We start from the raw sequence: 18,940 nt of genomic DNA, 5'->3' as shown, positions 1-18,940 counted from the left end.
ATGATGCGCTGGCTGGTCAATGTGGGTCTTCTGTGTAGCAAGGAACTGCGCAGCCTTATGCATGATCGCGTGCTGCTGGGGCTGATCGTATTTGCGTTTTCCGCAGGCGTGCTGCTGGTGGCCAACGGGGTGAAGGTGGAGGTCTCCAACGCCACCATCGCCTTTATCGATGAAGACCATTCCGCCCTGTCACGCCGGATGCGCGACGCGGTGCTGCCGCCCTATTTCAAGCCCCCCGTGCTGGTGGACCGCGCGCAGGCCCTGCATGGCATGGATGAGGGCGACTACATTTTCGTGGTCGACATCCCGCCCAATTTTGAATCCGACGTCATGGCCGGGCGCGTGCCCGCCATACAGTTGCGGGTGGACGCCACCGCCATGACGCAGGCGGGACTGGGCACGGCGTACCTGAATGAAATCATGCTGGCGGAAGTTACCGACATGCTGCATGCGCCCGCACTGGTGGACCAGATCCCCTTTACCGCACCCAGCCGTATCCGCTTCAACCCCAACAGTGAATCGAAATGGTTTACCTCGGTCATGCAGATCGTGACCAACATCACCATCCTGTCCATCGTGCTGGTGGGGGCGGCGGTGATACGCGAACGCGAACATGGCACCTTGGAACACCTGCTGGTCATGCCCGTCACGGCCAGCGAGATCGCGGTGGCCAAGATCGTCACCAACGGGCTGGTCATTTTCGTGGGGGCCATCATTTCCCTGTGGCTGGTGGTGCATGTCTGGCTGGGGGTGCCGCTGGCGGGATCGATCACGCTGTTTGCCGCGTGTTCGCTGCTGTACCTGTTTTCGGCCACGGCGCTGGGTATCATGCTGGCGACGGTTGCCCCCACCATGCCGCAGTTCGGGCTGCTGGTCGTGCCGGTCTATGCGGTGGCGTACCTGCTGTCGGGGGCGGCAACGCCAGTGGAAAGCATGCCCCCCGCCATGCAGGTGGTGGTGCGCTTCCTGCCCACCACGCAGTTCGTAAACCTGTCACAGGCCATTCTGTACCGCGATGCGGGGCTGGGGGCGATCATCCAGCCGTTGCTGACCGTGACCGTGACGGGGATTGTCTTTCTTGTATTTGCGCTCGCGCGCTTCAGATCCATGTTGGCAAGGCAGGAATAATGAGGAACAGATTGGCACGGGTCGCCTGCATGGGGGGCGTTGCAATGGCCGTGGGTCTGGCGGGGTGTTCGCCATTCCACACGCGCACACCGGCATCGCACGTCGTGGTACCGGGACAGTTTTCACAGGCCCCCGCATCCACGGTCCCATCAACAGACCTGACACGCTGGTGGGAAGCATGGCATGACCCTGCCCTGGTGCAGGCGGTGGACGCGGCCCTTGCCGCCAGTCCCGACATCCGCATTGCGCGTGATCGCGTGCGTGAGGCGCGTGCGATGCATACGGTCGCGAAATCCGCGCTGTATCCCACCGTGGGCGCGACGGGAAACATGATGGGTGGCGGCATGTACTGGCGCAACCCCAGCGCCCTGCCCACCAGTGGTGATCCTGGCACCGACGGGCATCTTGCCGGTATCGGCGCATCATGGGAACCGGACCTGTTTGGCGGGCGCCATGCGGATGTGAAGGCCGCAAAGGCGGGCATGCAGGCGGAAGAAGAATATTTCCACGGCGTGCAGATGGTCATCGCCGCCGATGCAGCCAGTGACTACCTGCAGGCGCAGGGAGTGCAGCGCCAGATCGCCCTGACCGACCGCAGCATCAGCATGCTTGAACAGCTACGCCGTTATGCCCAGGCACGCTTTACCGCCGGGCAGGCAACAGCGGCGGACGTGACGGGCGTTGACCAGAAGCTGTCTGACCTGAAGGCGCGCAGGCCGGTGCTGGTGGCCCAGCTTGACCTTGTGCGCAGGCGACTGGCCGTGCTGTCGGGTCAGGTACCCGAAGGGCTGCCCGCGCTTACGCCGCCGCCCACCTATTACGTACCCCCGGCACCGGCGGGACAGATGCCCGATACCGTGCTGGAGCGTCGCCCCGATATCCGTGCCCGGCGGGATCAGGTGGATGCGGCTCTCAACCGACTGAAAAGTGCGAAAACCGACCTGCTGCCCCGTTTCGGCCTGGAATTCTTTGGCGGAGACGGACGGCTGCGCTTTGACGGCATTCCCGGCCTGTCGGGCACGGGGGGACTGATCGCGCTGACCACGTACCTGCCGATCTTTACCGCCAACCGCATACAGGCCCGCATACATGCCGCCAGCGCACGGCTGGATGCAGCGGTGGCAGGCTATGACAACAGCATCCTGCATGCCCTGGCGGAAGTCGAGGACGGGTATGAAAACCGCCTCAGCCTTGATGGCCGCGATATGGACCTGACCCGGGCACAGCATCAGGCCGAACAGGTCGCCCGTGACATGATGGGGCTGTACACAGGTGGCCAGCGCACGTTTGGCGATGTGCTGAGCGCGCGCATGACGGCACTGGATGCACAGGCCAGCGTCCTGAGCAATCAGGACGCCCGCACGACCGCCACCATACAGCTTGCCCGCGCGCTGGGCGGGGGGTGGCAGCAGGAAAGCGTGGAAGTCCGCAAATAACTAAAGTCTCCCGGCGGCGCCTTTATTGCCACAGGTGGCACTTTCTGGCCCTGTGTGAAAAAAAGCTTTGCCAGAAACGTCTTTACAGACGGGAAAGCAGGATACACGCCACGTTCCTGCCCCAGCGCATTACCACGCCATTATTGCGGAACCGGCGAGCAGATGCTGGAAACCGTCTGGTCCGTCATGACCTTTTGCGTAAAGATTGCGGAATCCGGCAAGGACGCCAGAACGGTTCGGGAATGATCCAGCCCCTTATAGAGATGGGCCTCCACCTTACTGCCCGCGGCACAGGCGTCATGCACCAGCAGAAGCTGCCCGGACGTCGCCACGTCGCGGTCCTCGCTACCGGTTCCAATAAAGACCGGGCGTGACAGTTTGAGTGTCGGGTACATCATGGCCTGGAACACCGGAGCCAGAAGCCGGACCGCCTGCGACCGCAGGATGGCGGCCGTGGTCAGGCCAGCCCTGTTCACCGCGTCTTCAAGCTGGAAAACGCATGTAGTGTCCACCATCCGGTAAAACGGCATGGCCTGCGGAGTAAAGACATCTTCGGGCCGGAAATGCGGATCAATCCCCGCTTCACCCGCCGCCATCAGCAGGACATATGTCGCAAGTGGATCAGGACGGAACGTGGACGCCATGGCGACCGCAGGTAGCGTCTGCATGACGGCGGGCGACATATAGGGCACGCCAGTTGCAACCGTACCCCGTATATTGATTTCAGGCGCGTAGAGGGGCGCGTACCCCGCGGATGCAAAAGCCGCTGCTCCACCCTGCGACTGCCCGACAATCATGACCCGGTCTGTCAGGTCGGGCAGGCTGCCCAGTGCCGCCCGCACGGAGTCCAGCACGCCGAATGCCTCGACACGGGTATTGAGGTATGGGTGCGGCCCCGGCGTGCTCAGCCCTTCGTAATCCGTAGCGACAATGGCGAAACCCCGCTTCAGCCATGCCGACAGGTAGGCCGTATCACGTGGCGTATGGACATTGACGGACGGGGCGCACCGATCGGCATTGCCAACCGTACCATGCGCCCACGCGACAACGGGCCATCCCCCCGCCGGTGGCCTGCCCGACGGGTAATAGACAGCACCGGACACAGTAACCGTGCCCCTGCCCGTCACGCCATCGGTTGATGTGTACAGGATATGATAGGCCGCCCCCTGCCCCGGCAGTCCCAGGGCGGGCGCCAGTGGCGTGGATTCAATCATGTGTCCGGGCGTCGGGCCTGCCTGCACCGGCCGGGACAGGTCATCCGCCGCCACAGCAGAGGTTGCGCCGGTTACGGCCAGCAGAAGGGTCAACATAGCGTTTTTATACGACGCACGTAACACGACACTCTCCATCCGGGTGGAAAGATGGCAGGCTGGCGCCTGACACAGTCCACGTGACCAAATATGTACCGGGACATTTCGTGCACTGTCCGGCCTTGCGCCGCAGGCAGGCATGAACGGGGCGGGACCGTTGCGTGCAGGTGGAGGGACATGGCGCCCTTCCGCCCCCGTGGCTCGACATGATCCGATACTCGTGGCAGAACCCATTGCCTGTCAATGTTACGGGCATGATGGGCACGTACGCCCATGCCGGACAGGAGCCACCATTTTCTCGCGTCTTGAATGTTCACGATGCGCTGCTGCATGATGACCCGGACAAGAGGAGATTGAATGAAGCCCGTCGCCCCCACCCTTTCCCCCAAGCCGGGCCTGCGTGAACGTAAGCAGGCACGCGCGCGCACCACATTGATTGCCGAGGCGATGCGGCTGTTTTCCGCCCAGGGGTATGATCAGACCACGGTGGACGAAATTGCTGACGCCGCCGAAGTGTCACGCCGCACCCTGTTCCGCATGTTCGAAACCAAGGGGGATATCGTGCTGGCATGGACGCGGGGCATGACCCAGACGCTGAATGATGCGCTGGCGACCTGCCCTGCCGACATGCACCCGGCGGATGCGATGATGCATGCCTTTACATCACTGGTGCCCCGGATCGCGGCGAACCGGCAGGATACCTATGCTTTTGTCTATCTGATTGAAAAGACGCCTTCGCTTCAGACCGTCAGCCTGCAGAAATATGGCAAGTGGGAAGACTGTCTGGCGGAAGGGCTGGCGAAGCGGATCACCGAACGCAGGAACCGCCGCATGGCGGCGCGCCTTATGGCGCGGGGCGGTATCGCCATTTTCCGTACGGCGCTGGATGAATGGATCCGGCTGAAGGGCCGGCCCGCGCTGGTGCCGCTTTTGCAGAAAACATACGAACTGCAGGCGTCACTCTGGCCCGGTCATGACGACGACGGGCCAGAAGAAGACGCTGCCTGACGGGCAGGCAGCGGTAAAAAAGGACCGCGTGCGTCAGTCCAGGCGCACGGACGGACGGACAAACACGTCCAGCCAGTCAACAAGGCAGGACATAAGGCCGCGGAACGTGCCGTAGATTTCGAACTGATGCTGGCGATACAGCATCAAATGGACCATGCGCGCACTGATGCCACGCAGCCAGCCACCGCCGAATACCTTGCCACCGGGGAAGGTGCCCCAGCCGTTGTAATCACCCAGAGCTACGACCGCACCCTTGTTATGGAAGGCGAATGCCGGCATCGGACGACCGTTGATCCATGCAGGCATGTAACGGGCCAGATGGTGGGCCTGCTGGCGGGCCGCCTGCGCAGTGGGGGCCACGGGCTTTTCCGCAATGAAGGCACAGTCGCCCATGGCGAAGATGTTGTCATCTTCCACAAGCTGCAATGTCGGGCGGACTTCCAGCTGGCCGGAGCGCGACAGCTTCAGTTCACCGAATTTGCGCGTGACATCGGGTGCCTTCACACCTGCCGCCCAGACACGCAGTGTCGCGGGAATGCGCGTGCCGTCCTTGAGCATGAAGCCTTTGTCATCCGCGCCGCTGACCATGGCGGACGTCTGTACCTTGACGCCGATGGCCTCCAGTTCCTTCTGCGCCGCAGTGGACACGGCCTCGGGGAAGGCCGGCAGGATGCGCGGACCCGCTTCAAGCAGGGTGATGTTCAGCTTGGGCGGCTTCTTGCCAAACGTATAGAGGGAAGCAAGGCCAAGCGCCTTGTGCAGTTCGGCCGCAAGCTGCGTGCCCGTGGCGCCACCGCCGACAATGGCGATGTCAAGCTGCTCGTTATTTCCGAAGGCCTTGAGCAGTTCCGCGCGGAAACGGTCGTTGAAGCCGTTGGCATCGACAAGGTTGTCAATGAACAGGCAGTTTTCGGCAACCCCCGGGGTGCCGAAATCATTCGCGCGGCTGCCGATGGACAGTACCAGCGCGTCATATTCCAGCTTGCGTTCATCCAGGATCACCTCGCCCGTGGGTTCGACAACCGGGGCCAACGTGATGGTCTTGGCCTTGCGATCCATGCCCGAGATCTCACCGGGCCAGAAATCGAAATGGTGGCGGCTGGCCTGGGAAAGGAAGCTTATGCGGTCATTTTCGTTCGCGGCGGTGCCTGCGGCAAAGCAGTGCAGCATGGGCTTCCACACATGGGCGAAGCTTTTGTCCACCAGTGTGATTTCCGCCCGGCCCGACCTGCCGATGGAATTACCCAGACGGGTTGCCAGCGCCAGTCCGGCAACGCCACCCCCAACAATAACGACCCGAAACTTTTGTGCCATCCTACGTCCCTCCAACCCTGCCGCACAGCGCCCCGGCCCCTGTGGGACACACCCTGTCGCATGCATGATAAATCAAAAACAACCCATATCCTCTTACCCTGCCCACATGGGGTACGACACCGGACGGCCGGGCCGGAAAAACCGGCCCGGCCGCCCCCTGCCCATCAGGGCTGTGCGATTTTCACCGCGTCAGCGGATCAAAAGAAGCCACGCTTCTTGTCGCTGTAGCTGACCAGCATGTTCTTGGTCTGCTGATAGTGCTCAAGCACCATCTTGTGGGTTTCACGGCCGATACCGGACTTCTTGTACCCGCCGAATGCCGCATGCGCGGGATAGACATGATAGCAGTTGATCCAGACGCGGCCAGCTTCCAGCCCGCGACCCATGCGATAGCAGGTGTTTGCATCGCGGCTCCACACACCCGAGCCAAGGCCGAAGGGGGTGTCATTGGCGATGGCCAGCGCTTCTTCTTCCGTCTTGAAGGTCGTCACGGCCAGAACCGGGCCAAAGATCTCCTCCTGGAAGATGCGCATCTTGTTGTTGCCCTTGAACACGGTCGGCTGCACGTAGCACCCGTTGTTCAGGTCACCGCCAAGATCCGGACGACCACCACCGGTCAGCAACTGGGCGCCTTCGCCCTTGCCGATGTCGATGTAGGACAGGATCTTTTCCTGATGACCGTGGGAGTTCTGGGCACCCATCATGGTGTTGGGGTCCAGCGGGTTGCCCTGGCGGATCGCCTTGATGCGGGGCAGCGCGCGCTCCATGAACTTCTCATAGATCGATTCATGAACCAGCGCACGGCTGGGGCAGGAGCAGATCTGGCCCTGGTTGAGGGCGAACATGGTGAAGCCTTCGATCGCCTTGTCCAGATAGTCATCATCATGGTCCATGATGTCGGCAAAGAAGATGTTCGGCGACTTGCCACCCAGTTCCAGCGTAGCCGGGATCAGGTGTTCGGCAGCGGCATGCGCGATCATCTTGCCGGTCGGGGTGGAACCGGTGAAGGCGATCTTGGCAATACGGTCGCTGTTGGACAGGGCAGCACCCACGTCCTTGCCCAGACCGTTGACGATGTTCAGCGTGCCGGGCGGGAACAGGTCACCGATCAGTTCCATCAGCACCAGCATGGAAGCGGGCGTGCTTTCGGCGGGCTTCATGACCACGCAGTTACCGGCGACCAGTGCGGGAGCCAGCTTCCACGAACCCATCAGCAGCGGGAAGTTCCACGGAATGATCTGGGCCACGACACCCAGCGGTTCGTGGAAATGGTAGGCGATGGTGGTGGCGTCGATCTCGCTCAGCGTGCCTTCCTGGGCGCGGATGCAGCCGGCGAAGTAACGGAAATGGTCGATGGCCAGCGGAATATCGGCGGTCAGGGTTTCACGGATGGGCTTGCCATTGTCCCATGTCTCGGCCCGGGCAAGCAGGTCGAGGTTCTTTTCCATGACATCCGCTGCCTTGAGCAGGATCAGCGCGCGGTCGGCCGGCGCCATCTCGCCCCATGCGGCCTTCGCCTTGTGCGCGGCATCAAGTGCCAGCTCCACATCCGCTGCGGTGGAAGCAGGAACTTCACACAGCACGCGACCATCCACGGGGGATGTATTGGTCAGGTAATGACCTTCAACCGGGGCAACCCACTTGCCGCCGATGTAGTTGCCATAACGGGCCTTGAACGGGGGGGCTGCTGATATGCTATCTGATGACATGGAAATATTACTCCAGAAATTATTTTCAAATCAGGGGAAAGAAAGAAATTACGTATGATTTTTGATTAGATCCCTCTAACCATTCCTGATTTTTACAGTAAACCCAAAACATAGTCATGGATCTGGTCTGGATGACGGTCCCGTTCAAACGGCAGCCATGTCGCGTGAACATGAGCGCCTTTTGAACCGGGCCGCCTTCTGGACACACCCCGGTATCTACCGGGGCACCATCTATATCCCTCGATATATAGACAGCACCCAAACCGCAAGCTGAAATGAGGTAACGTAACCGTGAGTTATGCATCTGGTGTCATAAGTCCCACGGTGTAAGTTATTATATATCAGTATGTTATGAATTTTTATCCGAAAATATTTAATTTTTGTGTCTTGTTTCCAGCCTCGAAAATGGTCGCATCTGGTGCATATAGACACTTGGTGACACGAATTTTCCATACGCAGCAGCATGACGTGGACAGGGTATTTTTCATCTCTGGCGGGTCATGCCACGGAACAGGCCAATTCCCGCGCAAAGCGGAATACACTTATAAATAAAAGTATTATGCAGCACCCTGCCGATACATTCCTGGATATTACGGAACAGGGCGGCCATCATGATGCTTCGCATGGTGGGAACAGCCATCATGACAGGACAGTAGACGTGTGTCAGGCCACCCTGTAGCAGCAGGCCGCATGATAATCAGGCGGAATGGCAGACAGCCCATGCAGGGAATGGAACCGTATGGCTCCCCTGCCCCGCCAGATGGTGTCGTGATGGAAAAATGAAGAAGTACGTGAACGGCCCGTCAATGCCAGAGGCATTGCGGGTGCGGCCGGTTTTCAGGATGTTCCGGAAAACGTCGTCTTTGCCAAAAACGAGCGACACCCGGAAAGTGCCTTACAGCTGACCGGATGCCAATGCCGCTTTCTGTTGTGTACAGGCACGATACCCGACCAGATAGAACAGACCCCTCCCGTGCCGGCTCAGGTCAATATCTGAACAAAGAGGACGTGGCGGATGGCAGATCCCCCAGCGTGAGGCCACCACTCAATACGGCATAACACACGCCAATAATCGTACAGAACGGCACACAGGCCAGAAGGATATGGGGCACGCCATTCTGCATGTCTGTCTTACAGTTCATTGGTCCATATTCCTTTCTATTTTACTATCAGAACCGGAATACAAAATTCGACTGGTAATATGTTCCGCTGGACCCACCGGCTTCATTAAGTGACCGCGAGGTCATGAAACGGGACACATACTGCGTCCATGACACATGTGTATTGATCTGCCACGCCACGGATGCCTGTGGCGCCATGCCAATAAACTTTCCCCGGAAATTACCGGCAAATTTGTAAAACCCCGAGGATCGGTAAACAGGGTCATTCACACTGTCACGCCAGAACAGGGGATATTTGATCTGGATGCTGACGGACTTGAATGGCGTAATACGGATCAGGGGGGCAAAGCTGATCAGGTTGGACCCGGTCATGTAGGTTGTGGTGTCAAGATAGTTGGTCTGCGGATTGAAGGGCGAAATATAGGTGCCAATCGTGCCGGAGCGGTCATTGGAGTTACCGCCCGAATACACATCCGTCTGGATACCTGCGAATGTATTGAGCGTTTTGTCCGAAAACCGGTACCCCAATGATGAATTGATGGCATAGGCACTGACATTGCGTGCCTGTGTCGTGCCCGACTGGCGGAATACGCCACCCTGCCAGATTCCGCCGACCGAAAATTCAATCGGGCCGGCAAGCCCATGCCACCGCATACCAAAATTGTTGCGTGTATTGGACCCCGTGACCGAAGTATTGTTCGGTCCCGCAATCGCACCAGCAGACCCATTCAGCTTGTAGCCGATATAAAAGGCATCAACGAAAGAATATCCCTTCTGTCCCATGAAGGTGAAATCCGGTGGTGCCCACGTCGTGTTGAAACCATAAAGCCGCGTGGCATAGTTTTCGGTATCGTGAAACATCTTGTTTTCACTGTCGTATGTCTGCACGAAATCCCAGCCATCAATGCGGATGCGTTTCCAGACCATGTAGGCGCGGAACCCGTCCCATGACAGCGGCACGTTTGGCGTTTCGCGGTTGTACAGCATGTACGACGGCGCATCGAGAAACTGCTGCCGACCAAACATGAAACCACTTTTCGCCCCCAGCATGTTCCAGCGCACTTCGGCAAAGGCCTGCTGCGCATCCAGACGCTTGCGATAGGTCGACCCATAACCATACCCGCCCCAGCCTGCGGCATCGGCATTGACCAGCTGACCGAAAAAGCGCAGGTGCGACCCGATATGCAGGTCTGCGCCATACAGGTTGCGCACGGCAAAACGACCGGAATCATTGGGCTTCTGCGTTCCCAGCTGCGGTCGGCTTTCAAACCAGTTCCGCAGGCGCGTCTCGCCCGAAAAACTGATCCAGACATTCCCGCTGCGCGTCAGGGGAATGTATTTCAGCACGTCAAAGGGATCATTGCGTTTTTTCCGATCGCGCAGGTTGCTCCAGTCTTCCGCCCAGGGGGCAACACCATACCGACCGACCGGGCCGAAGCCCGCGGCTTCCCCATTCCCGCGATTGAACACGCCCCAGTCATACTGGTGGCCATTCTTGCGGTTTTCCGCGCCACTCATCCGCAGAGGCTGCCCCACCGGGTTGGCGTGCGGATACACCTGAATGGGGGGACGTGGCGTTATATGCACCACCATGTTTTCAGGTTGGGATTGCGATTCCTGCCCCACCGGCGCGATCGTCCCGGCCGCGCTGGCGGGCATGGGACCGGCGGCATATGCCCCCTGCCCCATGGTGACAAGGCCGGTCGGCAGACTGAGCAGCATGGCCAGCACCTGACAGTCCGTCACTTTCCGGCCGCCAATGCGGACAGGTCGGTCGTTCAGGGTCACGGCAGACTTCAGGGATGGCAACATTGTCACATACCACTTCGCTATATGCGGGATATACCGGCTCATTAAACACTAAACAATGACGTATTATGTTGATAAAGACACGTCAATGCGTATTTATGGATTTGCGTGAGAAAACCGCCGAAAATTACGTTCTGGCAGAATGGATATTAAATATATCATTGTTATTTAATGATATTTTTTTGTTCCATAAACAAAATGCTCATCACTGCCGAGGTATTTTTGCCACACATAAAACGATATGCATCGTATGATTGACAACCGCATTTTCCCGGCATAAAGATAATATAACGTTGTTTTTTAGTGTTTTATGAAAAGCACGGAAATACGGAACAGACAAGTGCGTCTACATGCGCCAGCCCTGCCCCCCGAAACCAGATCACTTTTTTAATAGTTCCTTATATAACAAAGGAATATATCGATGGTTGAAGTACGGTCCATCACCAGGCGCGGCCTGTTGCATGCCACCATGGCGACAGGGGTCGCCATGGCGTTTCCCCCGTTGCGGGCATGGGCGGCAACCGGATTGCTGAATGTATCATACGATCCAACACGTGAATTATATCAGGACATTGACCGCAGCTTTTCCCGCCAGTGGGCCCAGACCCACGGAAACAGCCCCGTTCAGGTCCGTACATCCCACGGCGGGTCGGGCGCGCAGGCACGTTCTGTGCTGGAGGGCGCGCCAGCCGATGTCGTGACCCTTGGCCTGGCCTATGACATTGACATTCTTGCACAGCACGGGCTGCTGGCAACGGACTGGCAGGGCCGTCTGCCCCATAATTCCACGCCGTTCACCAGCACCATCGTATTTCTGGTCCGCAAGGGAAACCCCAAAAACATCCATGACTGGCCCGACCTGATCCGTGACGGCGTGCAGGTCATCACGCCCAACCCCAAGACTTCGGGCGGGGCGCGGTGGAACTATCTTGCGGCATGGGGATGGGCACTGCGCCAGCCCGACGGCACGGCGGATACGGCGCGTGCGTATCTGAAGACCCTGTTCGCGCATGTGCCGGTACTCGATACCGGTGCACGCGGCGCCACCAACAGCTTTGTGCAGCGCGGACTGGGGGATGTACTGCTGGCGTGGGAAGATGAAGCCCTGCTGGCGGCGCGTGACATCGGGCCGGATCAGTTTGACATTGTCGTGCCCCCCATAACCATCCTGGCCGAACCGCCGGTGGCCGTGGTGGACCGCAACGTGCAGGCCCATGGCACGACAGATGTGGCACAGGCCTATGTCACATACCTGTTCAGCGACGAAGGTCAGAAAATAGGGGCCAGGCATTATTTCCGCCCCGTCAACCCGACCATACTGGATGCAAACCGCGACAGGTTTCCCGATACCGCGACCTTTGACATCGCAAGTCTTGGCGGATGGACCAGGGTGCAGAAAGACCACTTTGCCGATGGCGGCATATTCGACAGCATCTATTCCAGATGATCATGCGACGGGCTGCATTCCCCATCCGGGCACGCTGGCAGCGTGACGCCCTGCCCGGTTTCGGGCTGGGACTGGGGCTGACCCTGTTCTGGCTGGCGGGACTGGTCATGCTGCCCATGGTGGCACTGATCGCACGTCCCTGGGGCGAAGGGCTTCATAGCGGACTGCTGGCCTTTGCCCATGCGGCACATGACAGGCGGATACTGTCCGCACTGGGGGTCAGCTTCCGTTCGGCGCTGATTGCCGCGCTGGTGGATCTGGTGCCCGGACTTCTGATTGCATGGGCGCTGGCACGCAGCGACATTCCGGGCCGCCGCCTGATCGACATGCTGGTGGACCTGCCCTTTGCCCTGCCCACCGCCGTGGTCGGCATCACCATGGCCACGCTTTATGGTCCCAATGGCTGGATTGGCGGCCCACTGGGGCGGCTGGGGATGCGCATCGCCTTTACACAAACAGGCATCGTGCTGGCCATCATGTTTGTCGGGCTGCCATTTGTGGTGCGCACCGTCGCCCCGGTGCTGCGCAACCTGCCGCGTGATGTGGAGGATGCAGCCCGGATACTGGGCGCAAACCGGATGCAGGTCCTGCTGCGCGTGATCCTGCCTGCGCTGTATCCAGCGCTGGTCACGGCCTTTGGCATGGCCTTTGCCCGGGGCATCGGGGAATACGGGTCGGTGATCTTCATTGCGGGCAACCAGCCCTTTCATACGGAAATTGCCCCCCTGCTGATCGTGATCCGCCTGCAGGAATACGATACGCAGGGGGCGACACTGATCGGGCTTGTGCTTGTCATGATCTCGCTGCTGTCGCTTGCGCTGATCAGCCTGCTGCGCCGTCACCTGTCCCATGGCACGCAGGGAGGTGCCTGACATGGCACGTTTCGCATTCGCCGCCCTGATCTACCTGCTGATGGGTGTAATGGTGGTGTTGCCACCGCTCATGGTCCTTGCCATGGCACTGTCGCACGGGATGGGCGCCGCCCTTGCCACCTTTGCCGACCCCGATGCGCTGTCGGCCATCCGCCTGACCATCATCATGACGGTGCTGACGGTCGGGGTGAACACGATCTTTGGGGTCATGGCGGCGTGGACCCTGTCCCATTTCCGGTTTCCGGGCCGTAACCTGCTGATTGTCCTGATCGAGCTGCCGCTCAGCGTTTCACCGGTCGTTGGTGGCCTGGTATGGCTGCTGGTGTTTGGCACGCAGGGATGGTGGGGTACGGCGCTGGAACGCTGGGGCCATCCCATCATGTTCGCGCCACCCGGTATCCTGCTGGCCACCATATTTGTCACCTTTCCCTATGTCACGCGCACGCTCATGCCCATGCTGGCGCATAACGGGCGCACGGCGGAAGAAGCCGCCGTGATGCTGGGGGCCAGCCTGTGGCAGGTGCTGTGGCACGTCACGCTGCCCGGTGCACGGCTGGCGCTGGTTTCGGGCGTGCTGCTGACCACGGCGCGGGCAATGGGGGAATTCGGCGCGGTCTCGGTCGTATCGGGGCATATCCCGGGTCTGACCGAGACCATGCCGCTGCATATCGAAACCCTGTACAACGGCTACCAGACGGTGGCGGCCTTCACCATGGCGGCGCTGCTTGTCCTCATGGCGGCCATCGTGGTGGCAGTCCGGACGTTTCTTGAACGTGGCCAGAACAGGACGGAAAAAACCGCATGAGCGTACAACTGGACCATATCACCCGCATCCTGCCCCAAGGCGGCCGTCCCATTGTGGAGGACATCAGCCTGCTTGTGCCCGATGGCAGCTTTACCGCGCTGGTCGGCCCATCAGGGGCAGGCAAGACATCGCTGCTGCGGATCATTGCGGGGCTGGACCCCCATCAGGATGGCCATGTGATGATTGATGGCGCATGCGTCGACATGCAGGATGCACACGCACGCAACATCGGCTTCGTATTCCAGCATTACGCCCTGTTTGCGCATATGACGGTGGCGGCCAATATCGGCTTTGGCCTATCCATCCGGCCCCGCCGCACCCGACCGGACAAGGCGGACATCGCCGCGCGGGTGACGGACCTGCTCGACCTCATGCAGCTTCCCCACATGGGCGCGCGATATCCGCATGAACTGTCGGGCGGCCAGCGCCAGCGCGTGGCGCTGGCCCGCGCACTGGCGACGGGACCGCGTGTACTGCTGCTGGACGAACCCTTTGGCGCGCTGGACCCGCTGGTGCGCCAGCAGATCCGGGGCTGGCTGCGCGACCTGCATGAACGGCTGGGCCTGACCACGATCCTTGTGACACATGACCGGCAGGAAGCCGCCGAACTGGCGGATACGGTCGTGCTGATGCGCAATGGTCACGTCGTGCAGTCCGGCCCCGCGCGACAACTGGAGGATAATCCGGCTGATCCCTTTGTCATGACATTTACCGGCGATGTCGTCCGGATTACAGGCCACGTTGCACATGGCGTGTTCATGCCTGCCCTGCCCGATATACAGCCCGTTGCAACTCCGGCCACCGACGGGCCGGCAGAAATCCTGATCCGTCCCGCTGACATCCGCCTGCGGCCCGGCAGCGGCAGTGCGCGTGCGCATCTGCGCCACAGACGTGGCCTTGTCGGCATTTACGAGACGACCATCGCACACACGACCTTCGCTGTAGAAACGGTCACCACACCGGAGCCCGCGCGCGTCATACCGGATTGCGCGCTGGATATTGCCGCCGGGCGTCTGGCGCGCGGCGATGCATGGCTGGAGCGGACAGCCTGACCCGGCGAAGGTATCAGACCATGCCTAATATCCACGCGGTTTTCTATCATCTGGACATGAAACCCGGCAGGAGCACGGTGCCCCCCGCACCGTCCCCACCTGACCGCATAAGGATGATACGGGCAGCAGGACCACGATTGCAGACCATCTGCGCCATATATGAATCAGGGAGCAACGCCCATGCACAGCGTACGTGACCGGACCACCACCGCCCTGATCATAATGCTGGACGTGGCATTCCACAGCCCGGCGGGCCAGCCGGTCAGCACCATGGATATTGCCGCACGTACCGGGCTGGCGCGACGTGGGATCGAACCAACCCTGCAGGCGCTCGCCCGGTCCGGCCTGCTACGGGGCGTGCGCGGCCCGCATGGGGGATACCGGCTGGGCCACCCGGCGCGCGAGATCCTGCTGGCGGACATATACAGGGCCACCGCGCATGATGACATCCCGACCGAGCGGCGCAGGGGCACGCTGTTCAATACGGTGGTCCGCCCCTTCATGGATCAGATGGACGGAATCCTGACACGGGAATACAGCAAGGTCACGCTGCATGATTTCGTCAGGCAGGCCGAAACCCGTGGCCTGCAGCGCCCGGCTACTGATCCGCCCGGTTTTTCAATATGATGCCGCCCTTCCCTCAGTCCAGCCGGACAGAGGGACGCACGAACACATCCAGCCAGTCGACCAGGCACGAAATCGTACCCCGCACCGGCCCGTACAGTTCAAACTGATGCTGGCGATACAGCATGAGATGCACCAGCCGCGCCGACAGCCCGTGCAGCCATCCACCCCCAAAGACCGTGCCGCCGGGGAACGTGCCCCAGCCATTGTAATCACCCAGCGCAACCACCGCGCCCTTGTTATGGAATGTAAAGGCGGGCAGCGGGCGGCCACTCATCATCCACCCGGGCAGGACCTTCGCCAGGTGATGTGCCTGCTGCCGCGCGGCCTGCGCAGTGGGGGCCACGGGTTTTTCAGCAATGAAGGCACAGTCGCCCATGGCGAAGATGTTGTCATCATCCATGACCTGCAGGGTCGGCCTGACCTCCAGCTGGCCGGATCGCGACAGCTTCAGCCCGCCGAACTGCCTGGTCACATCGGGCGCCTTCACGCCCGCGGCCCACACCCGCAACGTTGCAGGCACCCGGCTGCCGTCCTTGAGGATGAAGCCATTTTCATCCGCGCCGCTGACCATTGCCCCCGCGCGCACCGTCACCCCGATGGCCTCAAGCTGCCTGACCGCCGCATCCGACACGCTTTCGGGGAAAGCTGGCAGGATGCGCGGCCCGGCTTCCAGCAGGGTAATCCGCAGTTTGGGCGGCTTTTCACCAAAACTGTACAATGACGCCAGATCCAGCGCCTTGTGCAGTTCCGCCGCCAGCTGCGTGCCGGTCGCCCCGCCGCCAACAATGGCGATATCCAGTTCCTGATGATTGGCGAATGCCCGCAGCAGTTCCATGCGGAAACGGTCATTGAACCCGTTTGCATCCACAAGGTTGTCGATGAACATGCAGTGCTCGGCAACACCCGGCGTGCCAAAGTCATTTGCCCGGCTGCCGATGGACAGGACCACCGCATCATAATCCAGCGTGCGGGCATCCACCACCATTTCCCCCGTCTGGGGGTCCTTGATGGGGGCAAGCGAGATGGTCTTGGCCTTGCGGTCAAGGGCCGTGATCTCACCGGGCCAGAATTCGAAATGATGGCGGCTGGCCTGCGACATGAAGCTTATGCGGTCATTTTCATTCGCGGCCGTGCCTGCGGCAAAGCAGTGCAGCATCGGCTTCCACACATGGGCGAAACTCTTGTCCACCAGCGTGATTTCGGCCCGTCCCGATCGTCCGACCGAATTGCCCAGCCGGGTGGCCAGCGCAAGCCCGGCCACACCACCGCCAACAATCACGATCCGAAACTTTTGTGCCATCTCGATAATGCTCCAAACCCGCTCGCACAGCGTCCCGGTCCCGACATGGAAAACCCCGATACGCCACATCCATACAACTCGTGTCGAAAGGGATTATAGGCGATCCACCCTGCGCCCGAAACATGCACGGCAGCAAATTCGGCCATGGACAGGCAGCCCGTCCCCACAGGTTGCGCCCGTTTCCCGCGCCAGAGCACGGAAAAACGCGCTATCGGCACAGGCGATCAAAAGAACCCGATCTATCGTGACAGGACGCGCCTGCGCTCTTTTTCCACTATCCGATGGCAGGTCTGAACAGGGAACATACCGGGCAACATCTACCCAATCCCCGCGTTAGCCCGCATAACGGCAGGCACAACATATGTGCCAACATACTGAAATACATGACATGACAGCAGGAGACCCCATGACCGCCACCTCAACCGGACGGATCCAGGACAAGGTTGCCCTTATTACCGGCGCCGCAAGCGGGATTGGCCGTGCAACCGCCGAACGCTTTGCCGCCGAGGGCGCGCGGCTGGCGCTGACCGACCTGAACACCGATGCGCTGGAGGAACTGGTCAGCCAGTTTGAAAAAAGCGGCGTGCCCGTCATCTCGGTTCCGGCGGATGTGACGAGCGAGGCGGACATCCAGCGCGTCGTCCATGAAACCATGAAGCATTTTGGCCGGATCGATATCCTTGTCGCCAATGCGGGCGTCATTCCGGAGGCCGACCTCGCCACCGCCACGGCGGACCTGTGGGACCATACCATGGCGGTGGATGCGCGCGGCATGTTCCTGAGTTGCAAGTATGCCGCAGCCGAGATGGTGCATGCCGGACAGGGCGCGATCGTGTGCCTGTCCTCCATTTCCGCCTTTGCGGGGCAGAAGGGACAGGCGGTTTACGGACCGGCCAAGTTCGTGGCGTCCGGCATTACCAAGCACCTGGCCATTGATCTGGCGGACAAGGGCGTGCGCGTCAACGCCGTAGCACCCGGCACGATCGATACCCCGGCAGTTGCGAAAATGGATGCGGACGCCATCCGCAAGGTGGTCGAGATGCACCCGATGGGCCGCATGGGCAAGCCTGCGGAAATCGCCAGCGCCATCCTGTTCCTGGCGTCCGATGACGCATCCTTCATCACCGGCGCGGTCCTGCCGGTTGATGGCGGCTATCTGGCGCAGTAACGCCACGGGCATGACCGGGTCAGCGCGCCCGGTCATGCCCATCAGGCGATATGCAGGTCCACGTCATGTTCACGCAGCAGGGCGCATATCCGTTCGGATGGCTGGCGGTCGGTAAAGAAACCGTGGACGTGTGACAGGTGTCCCAGCCGCCCCATGGGCCTGCGGCCGAACTTGGTCTGGTCCGCCAGCAGGTAGACGCGCCGGGCATTGCGCATCATGGCCTGCGCCACGCTGATCTCATCGGCGTCAAAATCCAGCAGCGTGCCATCTTCCTCGATCCCACTTATGCCGATCACGGCAAAATCGGTGCGGTACTGTTCGATAAAGGTACTGGCGGTGGACCCGGTGATCCCGCCATCGTAAAACCGCACCAGCCCGCCGGTCACGATGACCTGAAAATCCGTCTGAGCGGATAGCGGCGTTGCGACATGCAGGTTATTGGTAATCACACGTAGCGCCTTGTGCCGCCGCAATGCCTTGGCAAAAGCTTCCGTGGTGGTGCCGATGCTGACAAACAGGGATGAATTGTCCGGTATCTGCCGCGCGGCAAGGTGGCCGATGGCCTCCTTGGCGCGGCGGTTGAGCACCTGACGTTCGGAATAGGCGATATTCTCGACCGACGACGCCAGCCCCGCTCCGCCATGATGTCGCGCCACCAGCCCGCGCCGGGCCAGCAGGTTGACATCACGGCGAATGGTCTGGACTGCAACATTCAGCCTCTGGGCCAGGTCCTCGTTCGAGACATACCCCTGGGTGCGCACCAGTGTAATAATTTCATGGTGGCGTTCTTCCGCTGACACGTTGCCTGTTACTCCATCACATTATTCAAGGACC

16 protein-coding genes are annotated in these 18,940 nt (G+C 60.6%); 9 read left to right on the top strand and 7 right to left on the bottom strand.

Annotated elements, in window-relative coordinates:
- Together HNO79_RS06945 and HNO79_RS06940 are read left to right on the top strand one after the other, a co-directional pair.
- Positions 1 to 1,128 carry an ABC transporter permease gene (locus HNO79_RS06945; RefSeq protein ID WP_048856541.1) on the top strand — a complete coding sequence of 376 codons (1,128 nt, stop codon included), beginning with the start codon at positions 1 to 3 and terminating at the stop codon, positions 1,126 to 1,128.
- Positions 1,128 to 2,564, top strand: coding sequence for a TolC family protein (locus HNO79_RS06940; protein WP_214165041.1), 1,437 nt, complete (start codon positions 1,128 to 1,130; stop codon positions 2,562 to 2,564). The genes HNO79_RS06945 and HNO79_RS06940 overlap by 1 nt, the downstream gene beginning before the upstream one ends.
- 140 nt (positions 2,565 to 2,704) lie before the next feature.
- Here the strand turns inward: HNO79_RS06940 and HNO79_RS06935 are convergent, their stop codons facing one another.
- On the bottom strand, positions 2,705 to 3,874 hold the full coding sequence (locus HNO79_RS06935; protein ID WP_244987451.1) for a lipase family protein: 1,170 nt from the start codon (positions 3,872 to 3,874) through the stop codon (positions 2,705 to 2,707).
- A gap of 357 nt (positions 3,875 to 4,231) precedes the next feature.
- On the opposite strand from HNO79_RS06935, the gene HNO79_RS06930 reads away from it, so the two are divergent.
- Complete coding sequence (locus HNO79_RS06930; protein WP_048856538.1) at positions 4,232 to 4,882, top strand: TetR/AcrR family transcriptional regulator; 651 nt, start codon at positions 4,232 to 4,234, stop codon at positions 4,880 to 4,882.
- Between the two features lie 33 nt (positions 4,883 to 4,915).
- On the opposite strand, the gene HNO79_RS06925 is transcribed toward HNO79_RS06930, so the two are convergent.
- From HNO79_RS06925 to HNO79_RS06910, 4 genes are all read right to left on the bottom strand, one after another.
- Positions 4,916 to 6,196: an NAD(P)/FAD-dependent oxidoreductase gene (locus tag HNO79_RS06925; protein ID WP_010516039.1), complete on the bottom strand. Its 1,281-nt coding sequence runs from the start codon at positions 6,194 to 6,196 to the stop codon at positions 4,916 to 4,918.
- A 197-nt stretch (positions 6,197 to 6,393) separates the two neighbouring features.
- Complete coding sequence (locus HNO79_RS06920) at positions 6,394 to 7,905, bottom strand: aldehyde dehydrogenase family protein (RefSeq protein WP_010516038.1); 1,512 nt, start codon at positions 7,903 to 7,905, stop codon at positions 6,394 to 6,396.
- A 986-nt stretch (positions 7,906 to 8,891) separates the two neighbouring features.
- Positions 8,892 to 9,047, bottom strand: a complete 156-nt coding sequence (locus tag HNO79_RS06915) for a hypothetical protein (RefSeq protein WP_200409785.1) — start codon at positions 9,045 to 9,047, stop codon at positions 8,892 to 8,894.
- 27 nt (positions 9,048 to 9,074) lie between these two features.
- Complete coding sequence (locus HNO79_RS06910) at positions 9,075 to 10,838, bottom strand: alginate export family protein (protein WP_214165039.1); 1,764 nt, start codon at positions 10,836 to 10,838, stop codon at positions 9,075 to 9,077.
- A 418-nt stretch (positions 10,839 to 11,256) separates the two neighbouring features.
- Here HNO79_RS06910 and HNO79_RS06905 point away from each other — a divergent pair, with 418 nt between their 5' ends.
- The 5 genes from HNO79_RS06905 (at position 11,257) to HNO79_RS06885 (ending at position 15,638) form a co-directional block, all read left to right on the top strand.
- Positions 11,257 to 12,282 (top strand): sulfate ABC transporter substrate-binding protein, encoded by a 1,026-nt coding sequence (locus HNO79_RS06905; protein ID WP_214165038.1) that lies wholly within the window; start codon positions 11,257 to 11,259, stop codon positions 12,280 to 12,282.
- Positions 12,279 to 13,154 (top strand): sulfate ABC transporter permease subunit CysT, encoded by an 876-nt coding sequence (cysT, locus tag HNO79_RS06900; RefSeq protein ID WP_214165037.1) that lies wholly within the window; start codon positions 12,279 to 12,281, stop codon positions 13,152 to 13,154. The genes HNO79_RS06905 and cysT overlap by 4 nt, the downstream gene beginning before the upstream one ends.
- A gap of 1 nt (position 13,155) precedes the next feature.
- Complete coding sequence (locus tag HNO79_RS06895) at positions 13,156 to 13,959, top strand: sulfate ABC transporter permease (RefSeq protein ID WP_214165036.1); 804 nt, start codon at positions 13,156 to 13,158, stop codon at positions 13,957 to 13,959.
- Positions 13,956 to 15,011, top strand: coding sequence for a sulfate/molybdate ABC transporter ATP-binding protein (locus HNO79_RS06890; RefSeq protein WP_214165035.1), 1,056 nt, complete (start codon positions 13,956 to 13,958; stop codon positions 15,009 to 15,011). Before HNO79_RS06895 ends, HNO79_RS06890 begins: the two co-directional genes overlap by 4 nt.
- A gap of 180 nt (positions 15,012 to 15,191) precedes the next feature.
- Positions 15,192 to 15,638, top strand: coding sequence for an RrF2 family transcriptional regulator (locus HNO79_RS06885; protein ID WP_010516031.1), 447 nt, complete (start codon positions 15,192 to 15,194; stop codon positions 15,636 to 15,638).
- Positions 15,639 to 15,651: 13 nt separating this feature from the next.
- On the opposite strand, the gene HNO79_RS06880 is transcribed toward HNO79_RS06885, so the two are convergent.
- The gene (locus HNO79_RS06880; RefSeq protein WP_010516029.1) at positions 15,652 to 16,938 is read right to left on the bottom strand and encodes an NAD(P)/FAD-dependent oxidoreductase; all 1,287 of its coding nucleotides are present in this window, start codon (positions 16,936 to 16,938) and stop codon (positions 15,652 to 15,654) included.
- 406 nt (positions 16,939 to 17,344) lie between these two features.
- On the opposite strand from HNO79_RS06880, the gene HNO79_RS06875 reads away from it, so the two are divergent.
- Positions 17,345 to 18,106, top strand: a complete 762-nt coding sequence (locus tag HNO79_RS06875; RefSeq protein ID WP_010516028.1) for an SDR family NAD(P)-dependent oxidoreductase — start codon at positions 17,345 to 17,347, stop codon at positions 18,104 to 18,106.
- Positions 18,107 to 18,147: 41 nt separating this feature from the next.
- On the opposite strand, the gene HNO79_RS06870 is transcribed toward HNO79_RS06875, so the two are convergent.
- On the bottom strand, positions 18,148 to 18,906 hold the full coding sequence (locus HNO79_RS06870; RefSeq protein ID WP_039736020.1) for a DeoR/GlpR family DNA-binding transcription regulator: 759 nt from the start codon (positions 18,904 to 18,906) through the stop codon (positions 18,148 to 18,150).
- Positions 18,907 to 18,940 lie beyond the last annotated feature (34 nt).

This window comes from Komagataeibacter oboediens (assembly GCF_018491655.1).
GTDB classification, from domain to species: domain Bacteria; phylum Pseudomonadota; class Alphaproteobacteria; order Acetobacterales; family Acetobacteraceae; genus Komagataeibacter; species Komagataeibacter oboediens.
This window is presented reverse-complemented; position numbering and strand designations above follow the sequence as displayed.